Below are 25512 nucleotides of genomic sequence, written 5' to 3'. Positions count from 1 at the left end.
ATGACCAATGACTAATGACTGATTATTCTGGATTCGAGTCAGTGTAACGGTTGTGAATGCGCTCTGCTTCGGGACAATCTTCAGTCATCAGAGGTTCTACATTACCGCGCGGTACTGAAGCCAATTTTTGCGTTACAGCACCAATGCTCTCGAGGCGAACCATTTCTTCCCAAGAACAAACTTCGTCCTCTTCTTCTGTTTCATAGCGTAGGGTCACTAAATCTCCCTCTATGTCTATGATGCGGGCGCGTTCAATCCAGCGTTGCTGGTCCCGCAAGAAAACACATACCTCGCGCCCATCGCAACACAGTTGATAAATCTTGCGGTGTAGCATGTACTGTTTCTGCCTTTTTAAACAACGTAGTTAAACCTGTCAAAATCTGGGTTCTACCCCATTACATTACACCTTTAAGAGGTTTATTTCACCGTTTAGAACAAATGCGCTTCATAACCCAATCCCAAGATTTGCTTCTATTCAAAATATCAGGATCGTGTTGGGTCATAAATCAATGGTTGCTCCAACAATGAACTCAATCTCCCTCCAGCTTATTCTAGGGAATGTCTGCTTCTATAAAAGTCAAACAATTCGGTACCTGTCCTAACCAGGTTCATATTTGCTGCTGAGTCATTCTTATCATTATGTAATAAAGAATACTCCAAAACAATCGTTGATTGCGGTTGTTTAATTTGCCTACTTTTAATCATTGGCATTACTGGGAAGTCCGGGGACTTAGCTTTACTTTTACCCACTTGTATCTGATCTTAACTCATTCTCTTGCTGACCTTGATGCTTTTCAACAACAACACCCAAATAGTTTTGAGTTTTTCAGTCAAAAACCTGAAAAAAGTCAAGAGCGTCAGGGAAGAGTAGAGGAAAACACCATGAGAAAATCCTACTCCAGAAGTCTTAGGAGGATTTATGTGGTAAAGGAAATTCTATAAGCACGTTCGACGAGGATGCTTCTCGTTTAATTTTTCCGGCGCGAACTGCATCATATAGGGCTGCGAGTTCTGACAAATCCTCTGACTGATAGCATTTAGTGGCTAGCACCTGCTGGAGTAAACCCTCAGATTCAACACTAAGATATCCAGTTTGGAAAGCAGATGCGATAATTGTGCGAATCATCTTGATTAGGGCAGAATGAGCAAATTATTAGGTCTAGTGTGGAACATTTTCTTTTCTTGCTAATTGATATGAGACATTAATACTGTGTGATTAGTATTACGCTAAATCAGTGATTTATATCACAATATGAGTTTTGGATACTCTAATATTACACAGATAAAAAGGCAGAAAATTTTTCAGCATCAATGTTGAAAAGCTGATACTTAACAAAATTAAAATACAATAATTTTTTCGACAAGCATCTACAAAATCCAATCAAACATCAGCAATCAAGCAAAAAACTGGCGGAAATCTTCATCTTTTTGACTTAATTGTACCCAGTCTAAGTTTAAAGACTGGAATTTTTGCACTAAGCGATCGCAAGCCGGACGTTCGGTAGCGTAATGTCCGGCATCGATTAAAATGAGATTGCGATCGCGGCTTTCTTGAAACTGATGGAATTTACAGTCAGAAGTTAGATAAGCTTGGGCACCTGTTTTGGCGACGGCTGAAATGTAACTAGCCCCCGAACCACCCAAAACAGCAACTCGTGAAATCGTTTCCTGTAAATCAGCACTTGGGGAAAAAATCAAATTAGGGGGAGAAAGTCGGGTTTGAATGGTTGCGAGTAATTCCTGTAATGTCAGAAATGGTTCTAGCAAACCAACACGACCATATCCTAATCTTGCTTGTGTAAGCTCTATGGGAGTAACTTCTTTTAATTCTAAAATCTGAGCTAAAACGTCAGCAGTCCCATCTTGCACTTGGTCAAAATTTGTGTGAGCAGTGTAAATACCAATATTATGAGTAAATGCTAACCGTACCATTTCAGCGATCGCTTCACCAGTACGTAAAGATTTGAGAGGATTAAAAATCAAGGGGTGATGGGCAAATATTAGATTAGCATTTAGAGCGATCGCTTCTTGCATTACCGCCAAAGTCGGTGTCAAGCATACCAAAACCCGTGTTTCTTCCTGCAAAACTCCTGGTTCAATTTGCCAGCCACAATTATCCCAACTTTCACACCAAGCGGGATTCGCCCATGCTTCAAACCAAATAATTAAATCAGCAATTTTCATAATTATTTTCTTCAGCAATTTTTAATTGCTAATCACCGTTTCTGTGGTTGAATATTTAATTTTAATGCTAATTGCTGGCGCATTTCTTGGAAAGGTTTGTTCCATACAGGGCTTGCATTCCAGTTCCATGCTGCTACTGGAATCAGTTGTTCTTCAGCAAGATAAGTTAAGAGACGGTATTCATCTTCTGGTTCGCGAGAAAAGGTGAAGGGGTTGCGGTAGCCCGTATCACACAGTTTATAAGATACGACCTGACCATGATTAATACGTTGTAAAAGTTCCTTACCTTTGATGAGTAAATAATCCAAAAATAACAGACTAAAAGGCTCTATATGTGCACGCTTTTGTGGTTCTTTTTGTACCCATCTTGCCCAGTCAAACCCATACATAAAATCATGAACATAACGAAAGCGAATTTCTGTTTTATTACCGAACATCTCTGTTAGACAAACCATCTTTTCACCAAAAAATTTTAAGAATGCAATAGCGCCCTCCTCTGCATTTAAAGCCTGCCTAAGCATACTGCTTACCAGAAAATCGAAATCCCAAAAGATGTTTTCTGGGAAGTTTTGCAATTGAGTGCGGACTATGCTTTCGAGAGTTTCTTGAATAGTTGTGATAATTTGAATGTCTGTATTTTGTTTTGTAATCAAATTTCCTAACTCTGCAAAGCTAGTAATTAATGTTTTTTTGGGACTCAGTGACAATAATTTAACAGACTGCTGGGCAAGGATTTCATCAATAACCTGAAAAGTATTAGTTGGTGTTAGTTCTTGCTTCATAGTAATAATAATAGCCCAGCATCTGACACTAAATATTAGTCTATATCGGCATCAGCGGATTCTTTAATAATCACAAATAAACTTAACTTTTTGATTTACAAATATACACACACGAATTATTTAATGTATATTTGGTCAATTTTGCATCAATAATTGTCATGAGAAATTTATCAAGGCGATATTTTTTTAATGCATATCACCGTGATTTTAGGAGATTATATCCAAAATGTAGACAGTATAACCAGAGTATTTAAACTCTACAAAACCACACCTTCAATCCAACTGGAGAATCGGCTATCCAGAAATGTGAACAACCAATTCTCTGGAATGACTGCGCTGGCGGTGTTCCCAAATATAAATTCCCTGCCAAGTTCCTAGTACTAAGTGACCGCGATTAATGGGGATATGTTCAGAAGTGTGGGTGAGTGCAGTACGAATATGTGCTGGCATATCATCGGGCCCTTCTGCATCATGGATGTATTTGCCTGATTCGGGCACGAGTTTTGCCATAAAATTAGCTAGATCCACAAGAACATCAGGATCGGCATTTTCTTGGATAACCAAACTAGCTGAAGTGTGGCGCAAAAATAAAGTACAAAGACCAGTTTCTACTCCCGATTCTGCAACTATAGCTGCAATTTTTGCGGTGATGTTTTGAAAAGATTTGCCAGTAGTAGAAATTCTGAGTAACTTCTGGTAGTGAGTCACGTCGCTTCGCTCCGAATTCAAAATTCAAAATTCAAAATTCAAAATTAATCATCCCTGTAAATAAATTTAGTGACTCTGTATCATAAGTCGTTTTCGGTCATTTCAAACAGTAATTTTTACATTTTATTTAATCTATGTTTAATCCATATTCCTTGGATGGCTAATTATAGAGTTTCTTTATCTATGCTTGAAGATTCCATTATTAATTGATGTTACTTTAAATAGCTTTATTTTGTCTGTAAATAATTGATAACAGTTTGAGCTATAGTTTCATTACCATCCTTAGCAATTGATTGAGATTGCCTTGGAGGTTGGGGTAAATCATGGAGAAAATTCCAAGTTCCTTGAAAAAACTCAGATGGGGTGATGATTTGATGCTGATTATAATTAGTTATGCCTTCTACTATAAAAGTTGCTTCGGCAAAGTCTTCACGCGGTATGGTGACAATTGGTACTCCTAGTATCGTGGCTTCCGAAAAAGTACTATAACCAGGTTTAGAAACGACTCGGCCACAAATAGGCATAAAATCTACAGGGCGGTATTTGTGGTCATTAATTTTCACTAAATTAGGTAAATCAGGGGCAGATCGATCGAATACGATAAATTGCCAATCTGGAAATCGCTGTAAGTTATCATAAGGAATTTGCTGTAAACCCAACCCGCCAAAGGTCAACAAAATGGTTTTTTCGGCTGGTGCAGTTATTCCCCAAAGAGAACGTAAATCATTAGCAGTGTAACGGGGGGAACCACCTGTTAAGCCGACATCTGTGATATTATTAAAAGCTGGCATTGGTTCGTGGAAAGGAAGACGAAACAGGCGATCGCACTTTGAATACCAATCACTAATCCAATCTGCAACTGCGGTAAATTCGCCTCCCCAATCTCGGTAGATAAAGTCCCAACCGAAGTTACTCATCATCCAGCAAGGAATATTTGCAGCTTTGGCAAACCCAGGAGCGAGGAAGGGAATATCTGCCAAAATAATATTAACGCGATTTTGGCGGATAAAATTCACTTCTGAGGCAATCAGCGAATTTTGATGCTTCTGAATATCCAGTAACTTTTCTAAAGTCGCTACTTTATCCATTGTCAAACTATCTGTTTGCACCACACCCAAATCAAATGCACGAGGACGATAGATAAAATCGCCTTCTATATAGCACTCTAACAGCCAGCGTGGGGCAGTACTGACCACAATTAGCAAAACTTCTGGACATAACTTTTGAATTGTTGCAGCTACAGAAGCCGTGCGGGTAGCATGACCAAAGCCGTGGTTAGTTATGGCTAAGTATAAGATTGGGCGTTCCATTTTATTTTATAGTTAGGAGTAGAGACGCGATTAACCCTTGTCTGTACAAGAGTTAGGAGTTGAAATCATAATTTCTACACGCTAACTTACAAATCATAACTTTTAATTAATTTTGCAAAAATTTTGAATCGCCTCAATCAATTGGTCGATTTCCGATTCTAAAGTAAAGTAATGAACGCTAGCACGTATACAGCTAGGATCGGCAATTGTCCGAGTTAATATTTTTTGTGAGTCCAAAAATTGCACCAACTTCAAATGAGCTTGAGGCTGATTATTTGCAAGTTGAAAAGAGACTATACCACTTTCAGGTGGAGAAGTTCGCAAACATTTAATATTGGGTAACGCCGTCAATTGTCGCCAGAGGTACTCACTGTTATGACAAATTTGCTCATAACGTTCCTGTGACGTTCCCCATTGCTGATGAATTGCGATCGCTTCCTTTAAACCAAGATACAACGGATAAGCTAATGTAGACACTTCGTATCGTCGCCCATCGGGAAGCCAATCTACAGGTTGAGATTGACTATCTACAACAACACCATTCAAGCCAATAAACGTAGGTTTTAGGCTTTCTCGTGCTTCTGGCCGGACATACAAGCCGCCAGCACCCGCAGGGCCACATAACCATTTATGACCAGTGAAAGCATAAAAATCTACTCCCAATTCAGTCAAGTTTAAAGGCAATAAACCAGCAGATTGGGCAGCATCTATTAATAGTGCAGAATGATTATTTCTGCATACTTCGGCAATTTTGTCTAGAGGTAAAACTTGACCGGTATTCCAGAAAACATGACTCAATATTACTAGGCGGGTATTGGGGCGCAAGTGCTGGGCAATGATGGTTACAGGGTCGCCCTCATTTAAAGTCGCTTTTAGGGGACAAGTGGTAACTTCTACAGAGAATCTCCGCGAGATTTCTTGTGCTGTAGCAATTACGCCTGGATGTTCGCAGTCTGAGAGCAGTAGATGGTCGCCAGCACGCCATTCAATGCCCCACATGGCGATATTACAGCCAACAGTGACATTTTGGGTAAGAGTAATTGTTTGGCTTGGTGCATTTAATTCCAAAGCGATCGCAACTCTAGCGGCTTGAGTTTGAGGTGCTATCCAGCTAAACGCCTCATTGCCAAAGGGGCCTATTTGCTGAACATAAGCTTGAGTTTGGGCGATCGCATCCATTGCCCTTTGGGGCATGGGCCCTTGTCCTCCATAGTTAAAATAAGCCTTATTCCCTAAAGCGGGAAATTGCTCTCGATGACGATGCAGCTTGATTGGTGATGCAGAAATACTAGTCATAATTTACAAGGGATATCTGCTGTTTGCAGGCTATTGATATTCAAAAGTATTTTGACCGTTTCTCATGCCGACGTTACGGTATCCGCCCGACTGGCAATGCTGGATACAAGACTTCATGGATTACATCTTCGATCGTATTTCCGGCGATCGCACCCAATCTATTATCAATAGTGAGTGATAATGACTCTCACGATATCCCTATTCATGTCTAGAATTGCCTTTAGTCTACCATCTACAGTCAAAGGATGGAACTATTAACAGATAAGAATGAATGCCCTGATGACAAAGATGGCTAGAATGCTTGTACTGTAAGGAGTCACTTTAACTCAGAGTATTACTTGGAGTAATTAGGAAGTAAGATAAATCTGAGCATATATTGAGCATTGAAAATGAGTATAAATCTATACTTTTAATGTGCAACTATGCACTTAATTAATTAATTTGAGCATTAATTGAGTATTTTTTGTAGAAATAAGGCTGAAGCTTTTGAAAAATAAAACTTTAAAGGTCATCATTGTGCGCCACGGTCAAAGCGGTTATAACACCGAGCGGCGCATCCAAGGACGCACTGATGCGTCAACATTAACCGAAAAAGGTCGTAAGGATGCAAGTCTAGTAGGCAAAGCCCTCAGCAATATCTTATTTAATACGATTTACAGCAGTCCCTTACAACGAGCGAAACACACAGCAGATATTATCCATAGTGAGTTAGCTACTCATGCTCAAAAATCTGCTGTAGTTCAAGTTTCTGATTTGCTACTAGAAATCGATCTACCTTTATGGGAAGGATTGCTGACTGCCCAAGTCAAGCAAAAATTTGCTGAAGACTACCGCACTTGGCATCAACACCCCGACGAACTGCGAATGTTGCTTAATGATGCAGAAGGAACAAGAGAACATTTTCCCGTTCTTGCTTTATACGAACAAGCACGGCAGTTTTGGCAAGAAATTTTGTCTCAACATCAAGGCGAAACCATTCTGATCGTGGGACATAACGGAATCAATCGCGCTTTGATTAGCACAGCGTTGGGAATCCCTCCCAGTCGCTACCACTCAATACAGCAATCTAACTGTGGGATTACCGTATTAAATTTTGCTGGCGGATTGGGCAAACCAGTCCAGCTAGAATCTTTAAATCAGACGCAACACACCGGAGAAACTCTACCTTCATTGCGACCGGATCATCAAGGAGTACGATTGTTACTAGTACGTCACGGTGAAACCGATTGGAATCGCCAAACCAGGTTTCAAGGACAAATTGATGTCCCCCTCAACGACAACGGTAGACAACAGTCACAAAAAGCCAGCAAATTTCTCAAAGAAGTAGCAATCGATAATGCTTACAGTAGCACAATGCTGCGCCCTAAAGAAACAGCAGAGATTATCTTAAAACAACATCCGAATGTAAAATTAGAATTGCAAGATGGTTTAAGAGAAATCAGTCATGGTCTCTGGGAAGGAAAATTAGAAACAGAGATAGAGCAAGAGTTTCCAGGAGAATTGCAGCGATGGCGGCTGATACCAACGCAAGTGCAAATGCCTGAAGGGGAAAATTTACAACAAGTGTGGGAGCGCAGCGTTGTAGCTTGGCAATCAATTCTGCAAGCAGCATCAAAGAATCAATTCAAAACTGTATTAGTAGTAGCTCATGACGCTACTAACAAAACCTTGCTTTGTCACATTCTGGGTTTATCGCTGGAAAAATTCTGGAGTTTTCGTCAGGGTAATGGTGCAGTCAGTGTTATCGACTACCCTGCTGGAATCGATGGTTTACCAGTACTGCAAGCAATGAATATCACTTATCACTTTGGTGGAGGTGTACTAGATAAAACAGCAGCAGGAGCGTTGTGAGTGCTGTTAGCGTCAGCAGGGCGTTTAGCCCGTGAGGAGTGAGGAATAAAGTTAGAAGCAATGACTGAAAAACAAATAACTCATAAGTAGCTAGACGTAAATAAATTAAAGTTTGTAGTAAGGACTTTAGTCCTATAATCCCTTCTTTAAGCGATGAACGCTCACTACGAATTAGGATTTTACTTTATGTTTAATTATGCCTACCTACTTAACTCCTAACTCATAACTAAAACTTTTATGACTGAACTGCTGCAAAAAGTACGAGTAATTGACCCTGTTTCTGAAATCGACGAACTCTTTGATGTACTGATTGCTGATGGTTATATCCGAGAAGTGGCTTCCCACATTTCTGACATCAGTGCCGATACTCAAATCAGAGATTGTCAGGGATTAGTTCTCGGCCCTGGGTTAGTCGATTTGTACAGCCACTCTGGCGAACCTGGCTTTGAAGAACGGGAAACCCTTTCGTCTTTCTTACAAGCTGCTGCTGCTGGCGGCTTTACTAGAGTTAGCATTTTACCCGATACATCCCCAGTTATTGATAACCCTGCGCTTGTGGCACAGTTGCAGAAGAGGAGAGGGGGGACAAGGGGACAAGGGGGACAAGGGGGCAATTTTTCTCCCTTGTCTCCCCCCTCTTCCTTGTCTTCTCCTCTCCCCCTGCTTCATCTCTGGGGTGCGATCACTGTAGATATTGCTGGGAAACAGATGACGGAATTGGCAGATTTAGCGTCTGCTGGAGTTGTTGGTTTTACTGATGGTAAACCTTTAGAAAATTTGGCGCTGGTGCGAAGAGTGTTAGAGTATCTCCAGCCGTTGGGTAAACCAGTAGCATTTTGGCCTAGCGATCGCCAGTTAACAGCCAATGGTGTAATGAGAGAAGGAACAAATGCTCTCCGTTTTGGTTTACCCCCAATACCCACCAGCGCTGAAACAACTGCGATCGCAGCTATGCTTGAATTGGTTGCAACCATCGGCACACCAGTTCATATCATGCGTGTTTCCACAGCTCGCAGCGTGGAATTAATTGCTTCAGCTAAAGCGGCTGGTTTACCCATCACCGCCAGCACCACCTGGATGCACGTTTTACTTGATACAAAAGCAGTTAAGAGTTATCACAGCAGCTTGCATTTAGATCCGCCTTTAGGTAATCCCAGTGATATAGCGGCGTTACGTACAGGGGTACGTGCGGGTGTAATCGATGCGATCGCTATCGATCACACACCCTACAGCTACGAAGAAAAAGTCCAAGCCTTTGCCGAAGCGCCTCCAGGAGCAATTGGTTTGGAATTAGCACTACCTCTTTTATGGCAATATCTCGTTGAAACTGAGGAATTTACAGCTTTAGAATTATGGCGGGCATTGAGTACCAATCCAGCAGAGTGTTTGGGAGAAAAAGTAAGTGCGATCGCACCCGATCGACCAGCAGAACTTACTTTATTTGATCCTCAGCAAACTTGGAAAGTCGAACGGAAAAGTCTTTATACACTTTCACAAAATACACCTTGGTTAGGACAACAGTTGAAGGGTCATGTTGTGCAAACCTGGTGTTAAAAAAGCGCACTTAGAACTACTCAACAGAACGCAAACAAGCCGAAGCACAATTGCGGCAAACAAATGAGCAGCTTGCTAACGCCAATATGGAACTTGCCCGTGTCACTCGCCTCAAAGATGAATTTCTTGCAAACATAGAGCCATCAACTGCGAACACCTCTCAATGCGATTTTGGGTATGTCAGAGGGCTTACAAGAAAGTGTATTCGGCTCCATTAATAAAAGACAAGTAAGAGCGATTGCCACTATTGAGCGTAGTGGCAGACATTTACTAGAACTAATTAATGACATTCTAAATTTGTCTAAAATCGAATCTACCAAACTGGAACTGCAACTAAATGATGTTTCTGTTAGGAGCCTTTGTGATACCAGCCTTGCCTTTGTCAAACTATGAAATTGGAACTTTGATACCAGAAGTTTCGCAAATTGGTTTAGGATTGGCTTTCTGCAAAATGGCGATCGAGGCACATTCCGGTTCAATTACTGTTGAAGATAATTATCCAAATGGTAGTATCTTCACTGTATTACTCAAAAATGAATAATTAACTCTCAAATTACTGCATTTAAGAATTTATAGTATGCCCTTTCTGCTAAAGTGACATCTAACATGAATAGATTGTCATTACATATTTGAACAATTTCTAAATGAGGAAGTCCTTTAAGTAATTATGTTTGCACACCAAATTCTTCTGGATCTACACCCCAATTTACCCAGCTAATCGCTTCCCGCGCTGAGTTTATATTTGGTGGAACTCGCAAGGCATGAATAAACCCTGTACTAGGACAAGCCATTTTTAATAAATAAATCGGCTCGATATCCACATTGTTATCAATTCCTAATAGTGTATATTCTTGCCAGTTGTCTAATTCAATAGCTTGTAGTTCTTGGCAGATTCTGGCGTAACCGATACCCTGAATTAATACTCGCCGTAGTTCGGCATTTTCCTCTGATAAAAGCCATTGAGATTGCCATTGTTGCGGGTGGATTTTACCGTACTTTTCAGGTAAGGTTACGCCGTGATAGGAGTAGAGGCTATATCCATCAGTAAATTCAATGGCGGGTTCACCTTCAGCGTGGAGGCGATTTTGATTGTCGAAGCGCAGGTGAAGGGGGCGATCGCATACTATACAAATATATTTCCCTGCGAAAATCCAGCCGCACTCTTTGACTACTGACTCAAAAGAATTCCATTTAACTCGATCGTACACACAATTCAAAACCGAAATACAAAAATCATTGAAACTTGCACGGCAAGCTGATATTTCATATTCAATGCAGTCATCCTTGGCATTTTCTACTTCAAGTTGTAGTTGACTTTCCAGTTCTTTATCTAATTCGCTCCATAATTCCCAGCAATGGTTACAATTATTTATACTATTCTCTAGTTTCGTTTTTAATTCAAACCTCAGTAGAGAATAAAGTTCGCGAGCAATTTGTTTATATAATTCATCCTCTAGGTCGTAACATACGTTTAAAGGTGGTAGATCATAAATACATAATTCCCCCCACAGATCCCAACCATCCCAATCGCTACCACGTTCTTGTGATAATTTGCTTAAAGTAGTTATCAAAGCAGCATTCGGGCTATCATAAAAAACTATCTCAGGTTCTTCCATACCAATTAAAACATAAGTAGCTTTGACCGCTTCCGCCGCTTTTTCACGATCAATCCGCTCAGTTGAAAGCGCGATCGCTCGCCACTTCTCTCGATAAACTGGAATTAAAGCCTCTTGCTCAGGTGTTAGCGTGTAAATCATTTTTACTCATCAAAAACTTTCATATACTTGAACAATTTCTAAATGGGAAAAGTCCCTTAAACAATTATGTTTGCACACCAAATTTTTCTGGATCTACGCCCCAATTTACCCAGCAAATCGCTTCCCGCGCTGAGTTTATATTTGGTGGAACTCGCAAAGCGTGAATAAACCCTGTGCTAGGGCAAGTCATTTTTAATAAACAAATCGCCTCGATATCCACACTTTTATCAATTCTTAATAGTGTATATTCTTGCCAGTTGTCTAATTCAATAGCTTGTAATTCTTGGCAAATTCTGGCGTAACCAATACCCTGAATTAACACTCGGCGTAGTTCGGCATTTTCTTCTCTTAAAAGCCATCGAGATTGCCATTGCTGCGGGTGGATTTTACCGTATTTTTCAGGTAAGGTTACACCGTGGTAAGAGTAGAGGCTATATCCATCGGTAAATTCAATGGCAGGTTCGCCTTCAGCGTGGAGGCGGTTTTCATTGTCGAAGCGCAGGTGAAGGGGGCGATCGCATACTATACAAATTTCCTTAAAAGGATAAACCCAACCACAATTCTCAACCAGTCCTCGCAATAACTGCCATCCTTTGGAATTGTAAAGCATACTCTATTGCGGGTTCACCTTCAGCGTGAAGGCGATTTTGATTGTCGAAGCGCAGGTGAAGGAGGCGATCGCAGATAATTACTACTTTTTCAAAAGCGAAAATCCAGCCACATTCTGTTATTAATGATTGGTAGTGCTGGAATTTTTCCACATCATAATCAAAATTTAAAACCTTAAAATAAAAATCATATACACTAGTTCCTGTAACATGTCTATTTGTTTGCCAGCATTTAGAATAAATGTTCTCTATATTAAATTTTAAACGTGTTTTTAGAGAATCCTTTAATCGCTTTCCAATCCGATTAGGTAATTTTATCCAATATGGATTTTTTAACTTTTCGTTTATTTTGATAAAAAGTTCGGGCTTGAGATGTCTATAGAAGAGTCTATGTCCATTATCCCAACGGTTACTATCCAATTCCAACCAAAGGCTACTATATAAATTAATATCTGATATTTCCTGAAATATTGGCGACTCTATTAATTCATGAAAAAAGTCTATTTGCTTAATAAAAGGCTCTGGCAGAGGTTGAAATACTTCCTGCCCGTTTGGTATTCGGCTTCCAAACGATCTTTTTCTACTTAAAAAGGATTGATTTAATCTTCTAATAGTTGAGAATTCAGCTTTCTGTTTTAATCGGTCAATTTGATAGTCAATTTGCTCCAAAAATATCTTATTGAAAGCAGCATAGGGACTATCACAAAAAATAATCTCAGGTTGTTCAAAGCCAAAGGCAGTATAAGCAACTTTTACAGCTTCAGAGGCTTTTTCACGAATGACTCGCTCAGTTGAAAGCGCGATCGCTCTCCACTTTTCCCGATAAACTGGAATCAAAGCCTCTTGCTCAGGCGTTAACTTTTCAATCAGCGACATAACGCCAACCTTCAGGCTCGTATTCTCGCTGAATTTTCACCATCCAGTCACCTTGGGGAATAGAAATAGCTTTATGCTCCTCATGAGCTAGCAATGCCGACTCTGAAATAACACGTAAGTAGAGTGTGCCATATTTTTCAGATAATTCCGCCTTGCCCTCAGTAATCTGATGCTTATGACCCGTAACTTCGCCTTCTGCCAAAGTTAAGTGAGGTATTTTTTGTCCTTCAACCTGCTGCACAGGTAGTAAGATAACATCACCCTGACGAATTGGTTCCATGGTTTTGCTTTCCTGACATAAGTATAAATGCTATTTCGCTTTTGCTCTCAAGTTTGATTTAATTTTGGCACAAGCTCTATTAAAGTCGGGCATTGGGCATTGGGAAAGAGGAGGCAGAAGGCAGAAGGCAGAAGGCAGGAGGCAGAAGTTCTAAAATGTTTGAATTTTGAATTTTGAATTTTGAATTGATTTCTCCCCCTGCTCCCGAAGCCTCCCCTGCTCAAGAACAGCCTGCCTTAACAGATAAATTTGCTTAACCCAAGCGTATTGCCCCATGCCCCATGCCCAATTAAAAGATATTTTGAAAACTGTAGTCGCCAATTATGCGTTAGATAAGTTAAAGATTGAAATAGCTAGCTGGAAATTCAGACCCAGCGTACCCTCATTTATCCTCTGGGACAGACTGGGCATTAAGTTCAGTGGATTTTTTCCCAAGCAGGCAGTTTATGTGAGGATTAAATCACCGCCCTAAGCGCGACTTATCTTGACAATTTGTAAAAGTTACCTCAATTTGACTGTTTAGCTTAGTAGCTCTTCTTTTTATTGAAATTTCCATGTCAACTCTCGTCATCGTCGAATCTCCAACCAAAGCTCGTACCATTCGCAACTACTTGCCATCAGGCTATCGGGTGGAGGCGTCTATGGGTCATGTGCGTGACCTACCCCAGTCGGCTAGTGAAATTCCCGCTGCCGTCAAAGGGGAATCATGGGCACAGCTAGGGGTAAATGTGGACGCCGACTTTGAACCGGTATATGTTGTCCCGAAAGACAAAAAGAAAATTGTTACCCAGCTCAAAGATGCCCTCAAGGATGTAGATGAACTGATTCTGGCAACGGACGAAGACCGGGAAGGTGAAAGCATTAGTTGGCATTTATACCAATTGCTGAAGCCGAAAGTTCCGACTAAGCGGATGGTGTTTCACGAAATTACCCAAGAGGCGATCAAAAAAGCTCTGAAAGACTGCCGCAATATTGATGAGCAGTTAGTTCGCGCTCAAGAAACCCGGCGGATTTTAGATCGCTTGGTGGGCTATACCCTTTCTCCTCTGCTATGGAAAAAAATCGCCTGGGGATTATCTGCTGGGCGAGTACAATCTGTAGCCGTGCGACTTTTAGTCACTAAGGAACGCCAACGCCGCGCTTTCCGTGAGGGTACGTACTGGGATTTGAAAGCTAGTTTGTCAAAGGAAAAAACCCCCTTTGCTGCCCAGTTGGTAACACTGGGAGGAACCAAAATTGCTAACGGCAGCGATTTTGATGCCGCAACCGGACAAATTATCGCAGGTCGTAATGTCTTGTTGCTAAACGAAGAACAAGCGGTAGCCCTCAAGGAACGCCTAACTGGAAAAACCTGGAATGTTAACGACATCGAAGAACGCCCAGTGACGCGCAAACCGTCGCCACCGTTCACCACTTCGACACTGCAACAAGAATCTAACCGGAAACTGCGTCTCTCAGCCCGCGACACGATGCGGGTTGCCCAGAATTTGTACGAGCAAGGGTATATTACCTATATGCGGACAGATTCGGTGCATTTGTCAGACCAGGCGATCGCAGCTGCTCGCAGTTGTGTAGAAAAGCTCTACGGTCAACAATACCTCAGTCCCCAACCCCGGCAATACACCACCAAATCCAAAGGCGCACAAGAGGCGCATGAAGCAATTCGTCCAGCAGGTAGCACCTTCCGCACCCCCCAAGAAACTGGTTTGGGCGGTCGGGAACTTGCCGTTTACGATTTGATTTGGAAGCGGACTGTTGCTTGTCAAATGGCTGATTCCCGGCAAACTCAAATTACCGTGCAATTGCAAGTCGAGGATGCTGGATTCCGTTCTTCTGGCAAACGGATTGAATTTCCCGGATACTTACGTGCCTACGTTGAAGGTTCAGACGACCCAGAAGCAGCACTGGAAGACCAGGAAGTAATTTTACCAAATCTGAAAGTGGGCGATCGTCCCGATTGTACAGAGCTAGAAGCAGTTGGGCACGAAACCCAACCGCCAGCAAGATACACCGAAGCAACTTTAGTGAAAACTTTAGAAAGCGAAGGTATCGGTCGTCCCAGTACCTACGCCAGCATCATTGGCACGATCGTCGACAAAGGTTATGCCCATTTAGTGAGTAACGCTCTTGTTCCTACCTTCACCGCTTTTGCCGTCACCGACTTGCTGGAAAAACATTTCCCGGATGTTGTCGATCCCAGTTTTACCTCAAAGATGGAGCAAACCCTAGATGACATTGCCACAGGTGAAGCGAAATGGCTACCCTACTTGCAGCAATTCTATCTGGGAGATAAAGGACTGGAAACACTGGTAAAAGAGCAGGAAAGTCAGATTGATGCCACCAAAGCTAGGACTGTAGAACTAGAAAATTTAGATGCCAAAGTCCGCATTGGGAAATATGGCCCCTACATTGAAGTCGAAAACGGTGAGGGGGTGATCACTGCCTCAATTCCTAAAGACTTGACACCAGCCGACCTCGACCCCAAACAGGTAGAAGTATTACTGCGGCAAAAAATCACAGGCCCTGACCAAGTAGGCCGCCATCCCGAAACTGGCGAACCGATTTATGTGAAAATTGGTGCTTACGGGCCTTATGTGCAATTGGGCGACAAAACCGACGAAAACCCCAAACCGAAACAAGCCTCCCTACCTAAAGGTGTTACCCCAGAAACCGTTACCCTGGAAATGGCTGTTGGTCTATTGGCACTACCCCGGACATTAGGAGTTCATCCAGTTACTGGCGGCAAAATTCAAGCAAGTTTGGGGCGCTTTGGCCCTTATGTGGTTCATGACCAGGGTAAGGAGGGGAAAGACTACCGCTCCCTGAAAGCTGCTGATAATGTATTGACAATTAACCTAGAACGTGCATTAGAACTGTTATCCGAACCCAAAAAGGGGCGCAGTTCCACCAACAGTAAGTCAAAGGCAGCCTTACGCGAATTGGGTACGCATCCAGAAGATGGAGAAACAATTAACATCTACGATGGCCCCTATGGGCCTTATATCAAGCATGGTAAAACTAATGTCAGTATCCCAGAAGGTGAAACGGTAGAAAATGTAACCCTGGCGGCGGCGCTGAACTTGTTGGCAGCTAAGACATCGACCGGAAAATCGACTCGCAAAACAAGTAAATCAACGACTTCCAAATCTAAGTCAACTGCGAAATCATCAACAACCGCTGCAAAGAAAAAGGGTACAGAAGGCTAGTGGTAAGTCAAACAATTTTGGATTTTAGATTTACGATAGCGTAGCGTTAGCGACAAAGGCGTATCTTTGAAATTTATTTCGCCCATAACGGGCAAGGCATGAATCTCAAAATTCTCTTAATCCAAAATCTAAAATCTAAAATTCTTACTCAATAGTCTATCTAAAGTCCGATTTTTAACTCTTGACCCTTGATATCCATCCTTGATAGGATACAGTTCATTAGGTTCAGGTGTGATACTCTAAAAAGTAAGGGAAAACACAACGCTAAATTTTAGAAGTGGCTTATGTCCCAAATGCGGGCCTAAATGCGGGATTGTGTATCAGCCCGATTTGAAGCCAGAGGTGCGAAAGTATGTTTTTTCTGCGTACCTGTTAATCAAAAATTGAGGTAGTATCTCAGGAGCGGTCAGTTCATGGACTATATAGAAAAGGTGCTGGAAAAGCTTAAGGAATTAGCTCGTAGGTTAATTGAAAACCTATTAGGGCCAGAGGCTGAACCGGAACCGGAACTGATTCCGATTCCTGTGAACGATCGCTCTCGGCGTCGCCACTAATCCCACAGTGGTAAACTCGGCGTTGCAATCCTTAAGTATTCTGGCACTGCACGGGCCAAACTTAAATTTGCTAGGACAGCGAGAACCAGGAATTTATGGTTCGCTGACACTAGCTGAAATTAATCGCCTGTTAGAAGAAGAGGCATTCAAATTACAGGCGAAAGTTTTTCCGTTGCAGTCAAATCATGAAGGAATTTTGGTAGATAGTATTCATGGCGCGTTAGGGCAACATCAGGGAATTCTGATTAATGCAGGAGCATACACCCATACAAGTGTGGCCTTGCGAGATGCGATCGCTGCTGTTAACTTGCCCACAGTGGAAGTACATCTGAGTAACATTTACCGTCGGGAAGAATTTCGCCATCATTCTTATATCGCCCCAGTTGCGATCGGGCAAATAAGTGGTTTTGGCGTTCAAAGTTACTTATTGGGCTTACAAGCTTTGATAGATCATTTAAGAGTTAGGAGTTAGGAGTTAGAAGTTAGAAATTAGGAGTTGGGAATTGACAGTAAAGTTAGGAATTAGCAATCTCTCATTAACTCCTCACTTCTCACTCCTCACTTTTAACTACATAATTTATGCGTTACTGTCCTATAAGTCGGTTTAAAGGAACTTTACTCGGAGCAGTCTTGGGGGAAAGTTTAGCTTCTGGTGGTAAAGTACAGTTTGAGAGTTCCCTAGATTTAGGCAGAATGGCGGTTCTGGGTATCCAGAGTTTAATTGCCTTGGGTAGATTAGATTTAGATGATTGGATAGAGCGTCAGCAAGAAGAATTTCCTCATTTAGTAGCAACTGATGACATCTCGATAAAAATAATTATTGCTACATTACCAGTAGCCCTCTTTTTTCACGAAAATCCGATTAAACTGCGACAAAACTTGCTGCGTGTGCTGAAAATCTGGGAGGATGACCCAGTAATCAGGGATGGAACACTAGCAGTAGGATATGCGATCGCTCTTGCCTTAACTGAAAAACTTGACCCTCTAACTCTTATCCCACAAACAATTTCTTTTATCGGCGAAACACCGACATCAATACCAAAAAAATTATTAAGAGTCCAGAATTTATTAAAACAAGGAGCCGGATTATCAACGACGCAAGCTGAGTTTGCTAAGGAAGAAAAACTCAGTAACAGTATTGCTATGGCATTTTACTGCTTTTTGAGTACCTTAGAAGACTTTCGCCTGACAGTTTTACAGGCTACTTACAATCACAATTCTCAGCAGGATGCTACGCTTCTAAAATCACAGGCTACAGCTGCAATTACTGGTGCTTTGTCGGGAGCATATAACGGAATCGGCGGAATTCCCGTAAATTGGCAAGTCTTGCTCTTGCAGAAGAATTCTCCAGTATGGGGACTAACTAGCTTTTCTCAAGTGTTAGAATTGACCGACGCATTTGTGGGGGTGTGGTCAGGAGTGTATAATCTTACCTTAAACCCAAAAGAGTTAACAGAGGAGGGATGTGAGGTGGCTTTGCTTTCAGTTTACGCAGCTCCTCGCGTTATTCGGTCGCGTTAATCTTAAATTAACTAGATAAGGGGTTAAAGCTAGGCAAACTTCCGCCACAGTTGTATTAGTCTCATATATTAGAATTTTTCAGTAAACCCTTGGACTGATTCTGTAGCTAATTATTGTGGTAAATCAGCAATAAAAAAGCCGCACTATCTAGTTACAACCGTTGCAGATCGAACTTTCCTGATGATTGTCTTTTTTTGAACTATCAAAGTCGGCAATTGCAGGTAGAGATAATGAAAATGCATAAATTTTTGCAGTTCTTGAACCAGCAATTGACTCACTGGCGGCGACAGTACAAAACACTACGCCGTAAAGGAAAGTTAATGAGAAGTTCCAAAAGTAAAACCCATAGAAGGGAACTTCTAAGGACTATGCTCAAGAATGTATTCCTGTTTTTATCAAAAACCAATGAGAAAAGCGAACGCCGAAAACAAGAAAGAGTGCTCAGGTCAAAGGCAAAATCTGTCAACATTAAGAGTAGTATTTGTACAGTCGGTTTAAATTGGGCATATAAACAGCGTTACTCGGTGATTTTAGCGATCGCTGTAGTCTCCCTCACTGGTATTATTGGGCATAAATTATACAATCAGACTCAAATCAAAATCGGACATCCCGCACCCCAAACGATTACAGCACCTTATACAGCTAGCATCGAAGATCAGAAAAAAACCGAAGCCGAGCGCAAAGCCGTCAGCACAAGCTCCTTACAGGTGTTAATGCTTAATGCGCGAATCAACGAAAAAATCAACGAAAATTTGCAACAACTTCTAGATGATGGCAACGAAATTCGCGCTGTTGCTGGAGCTTTTCCTTTTTTCGATCCTGTAGTTTTATCTATCTCTACCCAACGTTATCTCCGCTCTTGTTCTGAGTCGGAATGGCAAGCACTGCTATCGGCTGTAGAAAATAGTAAAAATCAGCAGCAGAAGAGAATCGGACAAACCACCCCAGCTGCACCCAATCAAAAACGGCAACCACGCACCACATCCAAATCTAATTCCCAGAGTCTAGAAAAGACACAACCAGTAGATTTTTCTCAAAACACTGATTTTACTCAAGCTGTAGCAGAACTAGAATCTTACCGCCTCACAACTTCTGAGAAAAGCTTGTCCTTAGTAATTGCCGAGATTTCCCAAACACGTCAAAGATACATCCAAGCCACTGCCAAACTTTTAAAGTTAGAGACTGTTACCCCCGAAGCAGTATATGAAGAATCTCTACTTTTGGATTTATCAGATGTGGAATGGGAAAAAACCCAAATAGGAATCCATCAAAGTATAGAGCGGATTCTCACCCAAGGCATTCCACAGGGACTGCCAAAAAATATCTTGCAAGATGCGGTGAGTTTACAATTACAGACCTTTGTACCAGAATCCGCTGAAACTTTGGCAAAGAATCTGTTGTTAGCTGTACTCAAGCCGAATCTGCAAAAAGATGAAGAACAAACCAGACAAAATGCTCAAAAGGCTGCGGCTGGAGTGCCACCCGTGATGGTGAAGGTACGGCAGGGTGAGGTGATTGTCAAAAAAGGTGCGCAGATTACTGCATGGGACTTTGAAGTACTGGAGCATTATCATTTGATTCGTCGGGAGGTAAAGTGGCAGGAGTTGGTGAAGTTGGGAGGCGTGATTGCGATCGCTATTGGCATTTTTGTCTGGGTAGAACGCCATATCGATTACGAATTGCGACAACGCGATCGCCTATTAGTATTATTGCTAACTCTAAGTGTGCCAGGAGTAATCGTCATCGGATTGCCCTATACCACCTGGAGCGCCCTTGGTTTATTGTTGGGAAGCTTTTACGGCCCCACTTTGGGGTTGACAGTTGTCGGCCTGCTGTGGCCGATATTAGGCATTAGTTTGGATATGAGCAAGGCTGCGCTTTTAGCTGGTGTCGGAGGAGGAATATTAGGTAATTATATTGCGCACCGATTGCGATCGCGTGAAGAGTTGGCATTATTAGGCGTTGCGATCGCCTTAACTCAAGGTGGCATTTACCTGTTTGTTAAAATCTTAATTGGTCAAGTATTTGGTTCAACCTGGTATATTGTTTTCCAAGAAGCGGGATTATTTGCTTTATCCGGCTTAGGCTGGAGTGTTATCGCCTTGGGTTTGAGTCCTTATCTAGAAAAAGTTTTTGATTTAGTTACCCCAATTCGCCTCGCAGAACTGGCGAACCCTAACCGCCCTTTATTAAAACGACTCGCTACTGAAACTCCCGGAACTTTTCAACATACGTTGCTTGTGGCTACCCTTGCTGAAGCTGCTGCCAAAGAATTAGGATGCAATGTCGAACTAGTCAGGGCTGGAACATTATATCACGATATTGGCAAAATGCATGACCCTCTTGGTTTTATTGAAAATCAAATGGGTGGGCCGAATAAACACGATACAGAGATTAAAGATCCTTGGAAGAGTGCAGAAATTATCAAAAAGCACGTAACGGAAGGGTTGGTAATGGCACGTAAACACCTTTTACCTACTGCGATTCAAGCTTTTATTCCAGAGCATCAAGGAACGATGCTAATTGCTTATTTCCATCACCAAGCCCAGCAAATGGCTCAGTCAGATCCAAGTTTAACTGTAGACGACGCAGACTTTCGTTACGATGGGCCAATTCCCCAGTCACGGGAAACCGGAATTGTCATGTTAGCAGATTCTTGCGAAGCGGCGCTGCGATCCCTGCAAGCATCGGCTAAATCTGTGGGAGAAAAGCGATCGGTTAAAGATGTCTCCACAGAACAAGCTTTAGCAATGCTAAATAATATCCTGCGTGCCAAGTGGCAAGACAATCAACTTGTAGATTCAGGACTAAAACGGGAAGAGATGTCACAAATTGCCCAGATATTTGTGGATGTTTGGGAGCAATTTCATCACAAACGGATTGCTTATCCTAAATTGAAGGCTAGTAGCACTGGGCGGAATTCATAATTTTGATATAGCAAAAGTTTCGTTGATTTAGCTTGTATTTTTGATGTTCTCTTCTCGAAGTTTTGTATTCTGAGCTAGTAGTTTGGTGTTCTCAACTCGAAATTTACTGTTCCAAGCGAATTACGCAAGGATAATAAAGTCAGATGCTGTGAGATTTGGCGCACCAGTTAGAGTCGCAAATTGACCGCCATCGCCGAAACCCTCCGCACTGCCATTTTGGTTGTAGAACAATTGCCCAGTCACAGGGTTGTAGACAATTCTCGCTGTACTGGCTTGACCTAAATTAGTGACTTGAAAATCACTCTTGTTACTGAAACCTGTTCCGGGAGTAGAAGCGATCGCAGTAAGGTTAGTCTTATCCAGTACAATCTTGTCACCTTCGGAACTGTTGAAATCACTAATGGGATCTAGAGTAGCAAAGTTGTATAAAAGAGAATTTTGGTCGTAGAGGAATCTGTCAGCACCCGCACCGCCAACGAGAGTATCATCGCCAAAATCACCAATGAGGGTATCATTACCAGTACCACCCCGCAGCAAATCATTGCCACTCTTACCGTCGATGATGTCATCACCTCCCCGACCATTAATCACATCATTGGAGTAGTCAAAACCCGTAATGTTATTGTTCAGATCGTTGAGGAAAGTCACCGTGTTCTTGTTAAACAAGTTAGTTTGAGTGGAGTTGGCATCAAAGACATCAAAACTGTCAGTGATGCTCGTCTGTCCATCAAACAGGATATTGCCGATAGCTTGTTTAGTATCAGATGCTGGGAGATTATCCAGGTTTTCTAATTTGAAGTTTTGCAGAATGACTTTGGTATTAGCGACATCTTCAAAAGTTATTTCTAGATTGTTGCCATTTTGAGTTAATTGCAGATTTTTCGCAGTCAAACCACTACCTATAAAATCTAAGGTATCCACCTCAGTAATTACCGCCGCTGAAGATTTTGGACCAATACCTACGCCGCCAAAGTCGGTGATGGTGTCGATACCATCGCCAAGACGAAAAATGAATTTATCTTGACCACCGTTACCAGTGAGCTTGTCGTTATTAGCTTTTCCTTCGATGATATTGTTGTTGCGTGTGCCGATAAGGATATCTGCACTACTTGTGCCTGTGATGAATTTCTGGATAAAACCCAGGGTAGTAGTTGCCACTGCACTGGTGTTAAGGGGAGGCTGTCCGTCATTGACGACAAACTCAATTGTAGTGTTAGCAGTAGGAGCTGTACTGTTGTAGGTAACGCTGCTGAGGACTTGTCGATAATTGGCAATGGTATCCGTGCCGCTAAGGGTGAGAGTGCCTGTGGTGGGGTTGTAGGTAGCAGTGATGTTCCCGATGGCAGTGGCATTGAGACTTTCGGTTGCGCCATTCAAGAGATTGGTAATGGTGATAGTGGCACCTGCTAGGGTAGTGTTGTTGTCGCTCAGGGTAAAGTCGCTATCAAGGATAGAGACGGGAGTACCGCTAAAGGTAGTGCTAAAATCAATTCCTTCTAAGTTACCGTTGAGGTCGAGAACGGGGGCGCGGTTGCCAAACACCGCGTAGATTTTCCCTGAACCGTTGTCCTCGCCCAGAGATGTACCATTTGTCCGGAAAACCAGGTCGTCAAGACCGTCGCTGTTGATGTCTCCCTTACTGGATGTGCTTAAGAAGTCAAATTTATTGATACCGTTGATAAGAAAGCCGTTAGTGCCGTTGAGGGTGGAGAGGTTGAATTGGGCACCAAAACCGTTCTTGCTGCCAAACACCACGTAGCTCTGCCCTGAATAGATGCCGTTGGGTGAGGCAAGTGGTGCCCCGATAATCAGGTCATCAAGACCGTCGCCGTTGAAGTCTCCCGCACTGCTAACACTGCCTGAACGGTCATCTGCATTAATGCCGTTGATGGTGAAGCCGTTAGTGCCGTTGAGGGTGGAGAGGTTGAATTGGGCACCAAAACCGTTCTTGCTGCCAAACACCACGTAGCTCTGCCCTGAATAATTGCCGTTGGGGTCGGCAAGTGGTGCCCCGATAATCAGGTCGTCAAGACCGTCGCCGTTGAAGTCTCCCGCACTGCTAACACTGCCTAAAAAGTCACCTGGATTGATGCCGTTAATGGCGAAGCCGTTAGTGCCGTTGAGGGTGGAGAGGTTGAATTGGGCATCAAAACCGGACTTGCTGCCAAACACCACGTAGCTCTGCCCTGACCTTTCGCCGTTGGGGGAGGCAAAGGGTGCCCCGATAATCAGGTCGTCAAGACCGTCGCCATTGATGTCTCCCGCAATGCTAACATTGCCTGAGTAGTCACCTGGATTAATGCCGTTGATGGCAAAACCATTAGTACCGTTGAGGGTGGAGAGGTTGAATTGAGCACCAAAATCGCCCTTGCTGCCAAACACTACGTAGCTCTGCCCAGCATTATCGATGCCGTTGGGGGAGGCACCATTTGCCCCGATAATCAGGTCGTCGATGCCATCGCCGTTGATATCCCCCCCACTGCTGATAGAACTGCCCGATTGGTCAAATTTATTGATGCCGTTGATGGTGAAGCCGTTAGTGCCGTTGAGGGTGGAGAGGTTGAATTGGGCACCAAAACCGCTCTTGCTGCCAAATACCACGTAGGTCTGCCCTGAGTTGTAGTCCTCCAAGCCGTTGGCTTTGACACTAACTGCCCCGATAATCAGGTCGTTAATACCGTCGCCGTTGATGTCTCCTTCACTGCTAACAGAATTGCCTGAGAAATCATCAATGCCTTTGATGGTGAAGCCATTAGTACCGTTGAGGGGCAAGAGGTTGAATTGAGCATCAAAACCGCCTTTGCTGCCAAACACCACGTAGCTCTCTCCTATGCTGTAGCCGGCAGCTGTTGCCCCGATATTTAGGTCGTCAATACCGTCATCGTTGATGTCTCCCGCACTGCTGATACCTGTGCTTAAACCGTTAGTATTGATGGTAAAGCCGTTACTGCCGTTGAGGTTAGATAAGTTGAAAACTGAATTTGCCATGAGTTCGTCCTTTTGTTTCTACTACTAAAAATTTAAACAATTGAAGAAGTCAGAATGACTGTTGAGAGCGAACACAATGAAATATACAACTTTTATGTGGAACAGCTAATGAACGGGGGGTTGACACAGTAGTACAAATCCGAACTCGAAGTTTGATGTTTTCTTCTCAAAGTTTGGTGTTTGGAACTCGGAGTTTGGTGTTCCAAACTCGAAGTTTGGTGTGCTGAACTCGAAGTTTGGTGTTCCGAACTCGGAATTTGGTGTTCCGAACTCGAAGTTTGGTGTTCTGAACTCGGAGTTTGGTGTTCCGAACTCGGAATTTGGTGTTCGGAACTCGGAATATTCGCGTTGCTCTCCTTTGATATAACTCCTAACTCCTCACTTTTCACTTTTAATTTTGATTGCTTGCACACCAGCCAAAATAAAATTAACTGCTGCTTGAGTATGCTGCTCAATCATTTCTGAACTCAGTAGTTGCAAATCGGGTCTAGTATGTTTGATATTTTCGTAAGCGTTGAAGTACATATTACAAACCCCAATAATATGCAGAGTGGTGAGAAATGGATCGATCTGACGGAAACAACCTTCTGCCATCCCGCGCTCTAAAATCTCGATCAGATAGCTAAAATTTTCTTGCCAATTTCCCTGTTTGAAATACTTTCCCTGGTTTTGGTTGGCTTCTTGAAACCAAAGCATTCCTCTATGCGGGTGAGCAGCTTCATAAGCGATCGCTTCTTTAACAAGCACCTTCAACGCCTCCTCTGGTGGGAATTGATCCAGATTTAGCTGCTCAAACCCTTCGTGCATCTCCACCGCCGGACGTTGCAGAACAGCTTGATATAGCCCTTCCTTGCTCTGGAAATAGTAGTAAATCATCGCTGTGGTGACACCTGCACCTCTAGCGATCGCCCCTGTCCGCGCCCCTTGAAGTCCATTTCTGGCAAACTCCGCTTCCGCCGCATTGAGAATCTGCCTTTTCGTCGCTTCTGCATCGCGCACCTGACGCGGCTTTTTAGATGAGAATTTTGACTGCGTTGAACGACTCACATTGCTCCATCAGCATAACGAAAATATATTAACTAAAAACTTGGTTAGTAGTTGACATAGAAG

The 25512-nt window shown here is 42.6% G+C and carries 22 protein-coding genes and 1 pseudogene; 10 read left to right on the top strand and 13 right to left on the bottom strand.

Features of this window, described 5'->3' with window-relative positions; translation table 11 throughout:
* Window positions 1-22: 22 nt before the first annotated feature.
* The 7 genes from RM368_RS08810 to RM368_RS08780 all read right to left on the bottom strand — a co-directional run bounded on the left by RM368_RS08810 (window position 23) and on the right by RM368_RS08780 (window position 6280).
* Window positions 23-334, bottom strand: a complete 312-nt coding sequence (locus RM368_RS08810) for a DUF6679 family protein (RefSeq protein WP_012408115.1) — start codon at window positions 332-334, stop codon at window positions 23-25.
* A 573-nt stretch (window positions 335-907) separates the two neighbouring features.
* Window positions 908-1126 (bottom strand): hypothetical protein, encoded by a 219-nt coding sequence (locus RM368_RS08805; RefSeq protein ID WP_322693731.1) that lies wholly within the window; start codon window positions 1124-1126, stop codon window positions 908-910.
* Between the two features lie 269 nt (window positions 1127-1395).
* Window positions 1396-2184 (bottom strand): Nif3-like dinuclear metal center hexameric protein, encoded by a 789-nt coding sequence (locus tag RM368_RS08800; protein WP_322693730.1) that lies wholly within the window; start codon window positions 2182-2184, stop codon window positions 1396-1398.
* 32 nt (window positions 2185-2216) lie between these two features.
* The gene (locus tag RM368_RS08795; RefSeq protein WP_322693729.1) at window positions 2217-2966 is read right to left on the bottom strand and encodes a hypothetical protein; all 750 of its coding nucleotides are present in this window, start codon (window positions 2964-2966) and stop codon (window positions 2217-2219) included.
* A 294-nt stretch (window positions 2967-3260) separates the two neighbouring features.
* Window positions 3261-3674 carry a secondary thiamine-phosphate synthase enzyme YjbQ gene (locus tag RM368_RS08790; RefSeq protein ID WP_322693728.1) on the bottom strand — a complete coding sequence of 138 codons (414 nt, stop codon included), beginning with the start codon at window positions 3672-3674 and terminating at the stop codon, window positions 3261-3263.
* 227 nt (window positions 3675-3901) lie between these two features.
* Window positions 3902-4984, bottom strand: coding sequence for a glycosyl transferase (locus RM368_RS08785; protein WP_322693727.1), 1083 nt, complete (start codon window positions 4982-4984; stop codon window positions 3902-3904).
* Window positions 4985-5086: 102 nt separating this feature from the next.
* Entirely contained in the window at window positions 5087-6280 is a 1194-nt protein-coding gene (locus RM368_RS08780) for an aminotransferase class V-fold PLP-dependent enzyme (protein WP_322693726.1), read from the bottom strand.
* Window positions 6281-6303: 23 nt separating this feature from the next.
* Between RM368_RS08780 and RM368_RS08775 the strand changes: the two genes are divergently transcribed.
* The 5 genes from RM368_RS08775 (at window position 6304) to RM368_RS08755 (ending at window position 10226) form a co-directional block, all read left to right on the top strand.
* Window positions 6304-6492, top strand: coding sequence for a hypothetical protein (locus tag RM368_RS08775; RefSeq protein ID WP_322672903.1), 189 nt, complete (start codon window positions 6304-6306; stop codon window positions 6490-6492).
* A gap of 274 nt (window positions 6493-6766) precedes the next feature.
* Window positions 6767-8131 (top strand): histidine phosphatase family protein, encoded by a 1365-nt coding sequence (locus RM368_RS08770; protein ID WP_322693725.1) that lies wholly within the window; start codon window positions 6767-6769, stop codon window positions 8129-8131.
* Between the two features lie 237 nt (window positions 8132-8368).
* The gene (locus RM368_RS08765) at window positions 8369-9685 is read left to right on the top strand and encodes a dihydroorotase (protein ID WP_322693724.1); all 1317 of its coding nucleotides are present in this window, start codon (window positions 8369-8371) and stop codon (window positions 9683-9685) included.
* 177 nt (window positions 9686-9862) lie between these two features.
* Window positions 9863-10078: a histidine kinase dimerization/phospho-acceptor domain-containing protein gene (locus tag RM368_RS08760; RefSeq protein ID WP_322693723.1), complete on the top strand. Its 216-nt coding sequence runs from the start codon at window positions 9863-9865 to the stop codon at window positions 10076-10078.
* On the top strand, window positions 10023-10226 hold the full coding sequence (locus RM368_RS08755) for a hypothetical protein (protein WP_322693776.1): 204 nt from the start codon (window positions 10023-10025) through the stop codon (window positions 10224-10226). The genes RM368_RS08760 and RM368_RS08755 overlap by 56 nt, the downstream gene beginning before the upstream one ends.
* A 124-nt stretch (window positions 10227-10350) precedes the next feature.
* On the opposite strand, the gene RM368_RS08750 is transcribed toward RM368_RS08755, so the two are convergent.
* From RM368_RS08750 to RM368_RS08735, 4 genes and pseudogenes are all read right to left on the bottom strand, one after another.
* Window positions 10351-11442 carry a DUF6745 domain-containing protein gene (locus RM368_RS08750; protein WP_322693722.1) on the bottom strand — a complete coding sequence of 364 codons (1092 nt, stop codon included), beginning with the start codon at window positions 11440-11442 and terminating at the stop codon, window positions 10351-10353.
* Between the two features lie 64 nt (window positions 11443-11506).
* Window positions 11507-12022: pseudogene (locus RM368_RS08745) on the bottom strand (DUF6745 domain-containing protein); the annotation flags it as partial.
* On the bottom strand, window positions 12006-12926 hold the full coding sequence (locus tag RM368_RS08740) for a hypothetical protein (protein ID WP_322693721.1): 921 nt from the start codon (window positions 12924-12926) through the stop codon (window positions 12006-12008). The gene RM368_RS08740 and the pseudogene RM368_RS08745, both read right to left, overlap by 17 nt.
* Complete coding sequence (locus RM368_RS08735) at window positions 12913-13206, bottom strand: hypothetical protein (protein ID WP_322693720.1); 294 nt, start codon at window positions 13204-13206, stop codon at window positions 12913-12915. Before RM368_RS08735 ends, RM368_RS08740 begins: the two co-directional genes overlap by 14 nt.
* Window positions 13207-13760: 554 nt before the next feature.
* On the opposite strand from RM368_RS08735, the gene topA reads away from it, so the two are divergent.
* From topA to RM368_RS08710, 5 genes are all read left to right on the top strand, one after another.
* A complete protein-coding gene (gene topA / locus RM368_RS08730) occupies window positions 13761-16412 on the top strand; it encodes a type I DNA topoisomerase (protein WP_322693719.1) in 2652 nt (883 codons plus the stop codon).
* 413 nt (window positions 16413-16825) lie between these two features.
* Window positions 16826-16966, top strand: a complete 141-nt coding sequence (locus RM368_RS08725) for a hypothetical protein (protein WP_322693718.1) — start codon at window positions 16826-16828, stop codon at window positions 16964-16966.
* A gap of 22 nt (window positions 16967-16988) precedes the next feature.
* Window positions 16989-17438, top strand: a complete 450-nt coding sequence (gene aroQ, locus RM368_RS08720; RefSeq protein WP_322693773.1) for a type II 3-dehydroquinate dehydratase — start codon at window positions 16989-16991, stop codon at window positions 17436-17438.
* A 107-nt stretch (window positions 17439-17545) separates the two neighbouring features.
* Window positions 17546-18487, top strand: a complete 942-nt coding sequence (locus RM368_RS08715; protein ID WP_322693717.1) for an ADP-ribosylglycohydrolase family protein — start codon at window positions 17546-17548, stop codon at window positions 18485-18487.
* Between the two features lie 230 nt (window positions 18488-18717).
* A complete protein-coding gene (locus RM368_RS08710) occupies window positions 18718-21414 on the top strand; it encodes an HD family phosphohydrolase (RefSeq protein WP_322693716.1) in 2697 nt (898 codons plus the stop codon).
* A gap of 120 nt (window positions 21415-21534) precedes the next feature.
* Here RM368_RS08710 and RM368_RS08705 read toward each other — a convergent pair whose 3' ends face one another.
* Together RM368_RS08705 and RM368_RS08700 are read right to left on the bottom strand one after the other, a co-directional pair.
* Complete coding sequence (locus RM368_RS08705) at window positions 21535-24402, bottom strand: FG-GAP-like repeat-containing protein (RefSeq protein ID WP_322693715.1); 2868 nt, start codon at window positions 24400-24402, stop codon at window positions 21535-21537.
* A gap of 378 nt (window positions 24403-24780) precedes the next feature.
* Entirely contained in the window at window positions 24781-25449 is a 669-nt protein-coding gene (locus RM368_RS08700) for a TetR/AcrR family transcriptional regulator (RefSeq protein WP_322693714.1), read from the bottom strand.
* Window positions 25450-25512: the final 63 nt, after the last annotated feature.

This window comes from Nostoc sp. DedSLP03 (genome assembly GCF_034530815.1).
GTDB lineage: Bacteria > Cyanobacteriota > Cyanobacteriia > Cyanobacteriales > Nostocaceae > Nostoc.
The sequence above is the reverse complement of the archived record's forward strand: the minus strand, read 5'-3'. Positions and strand labels throughout refer to the sequence as shown.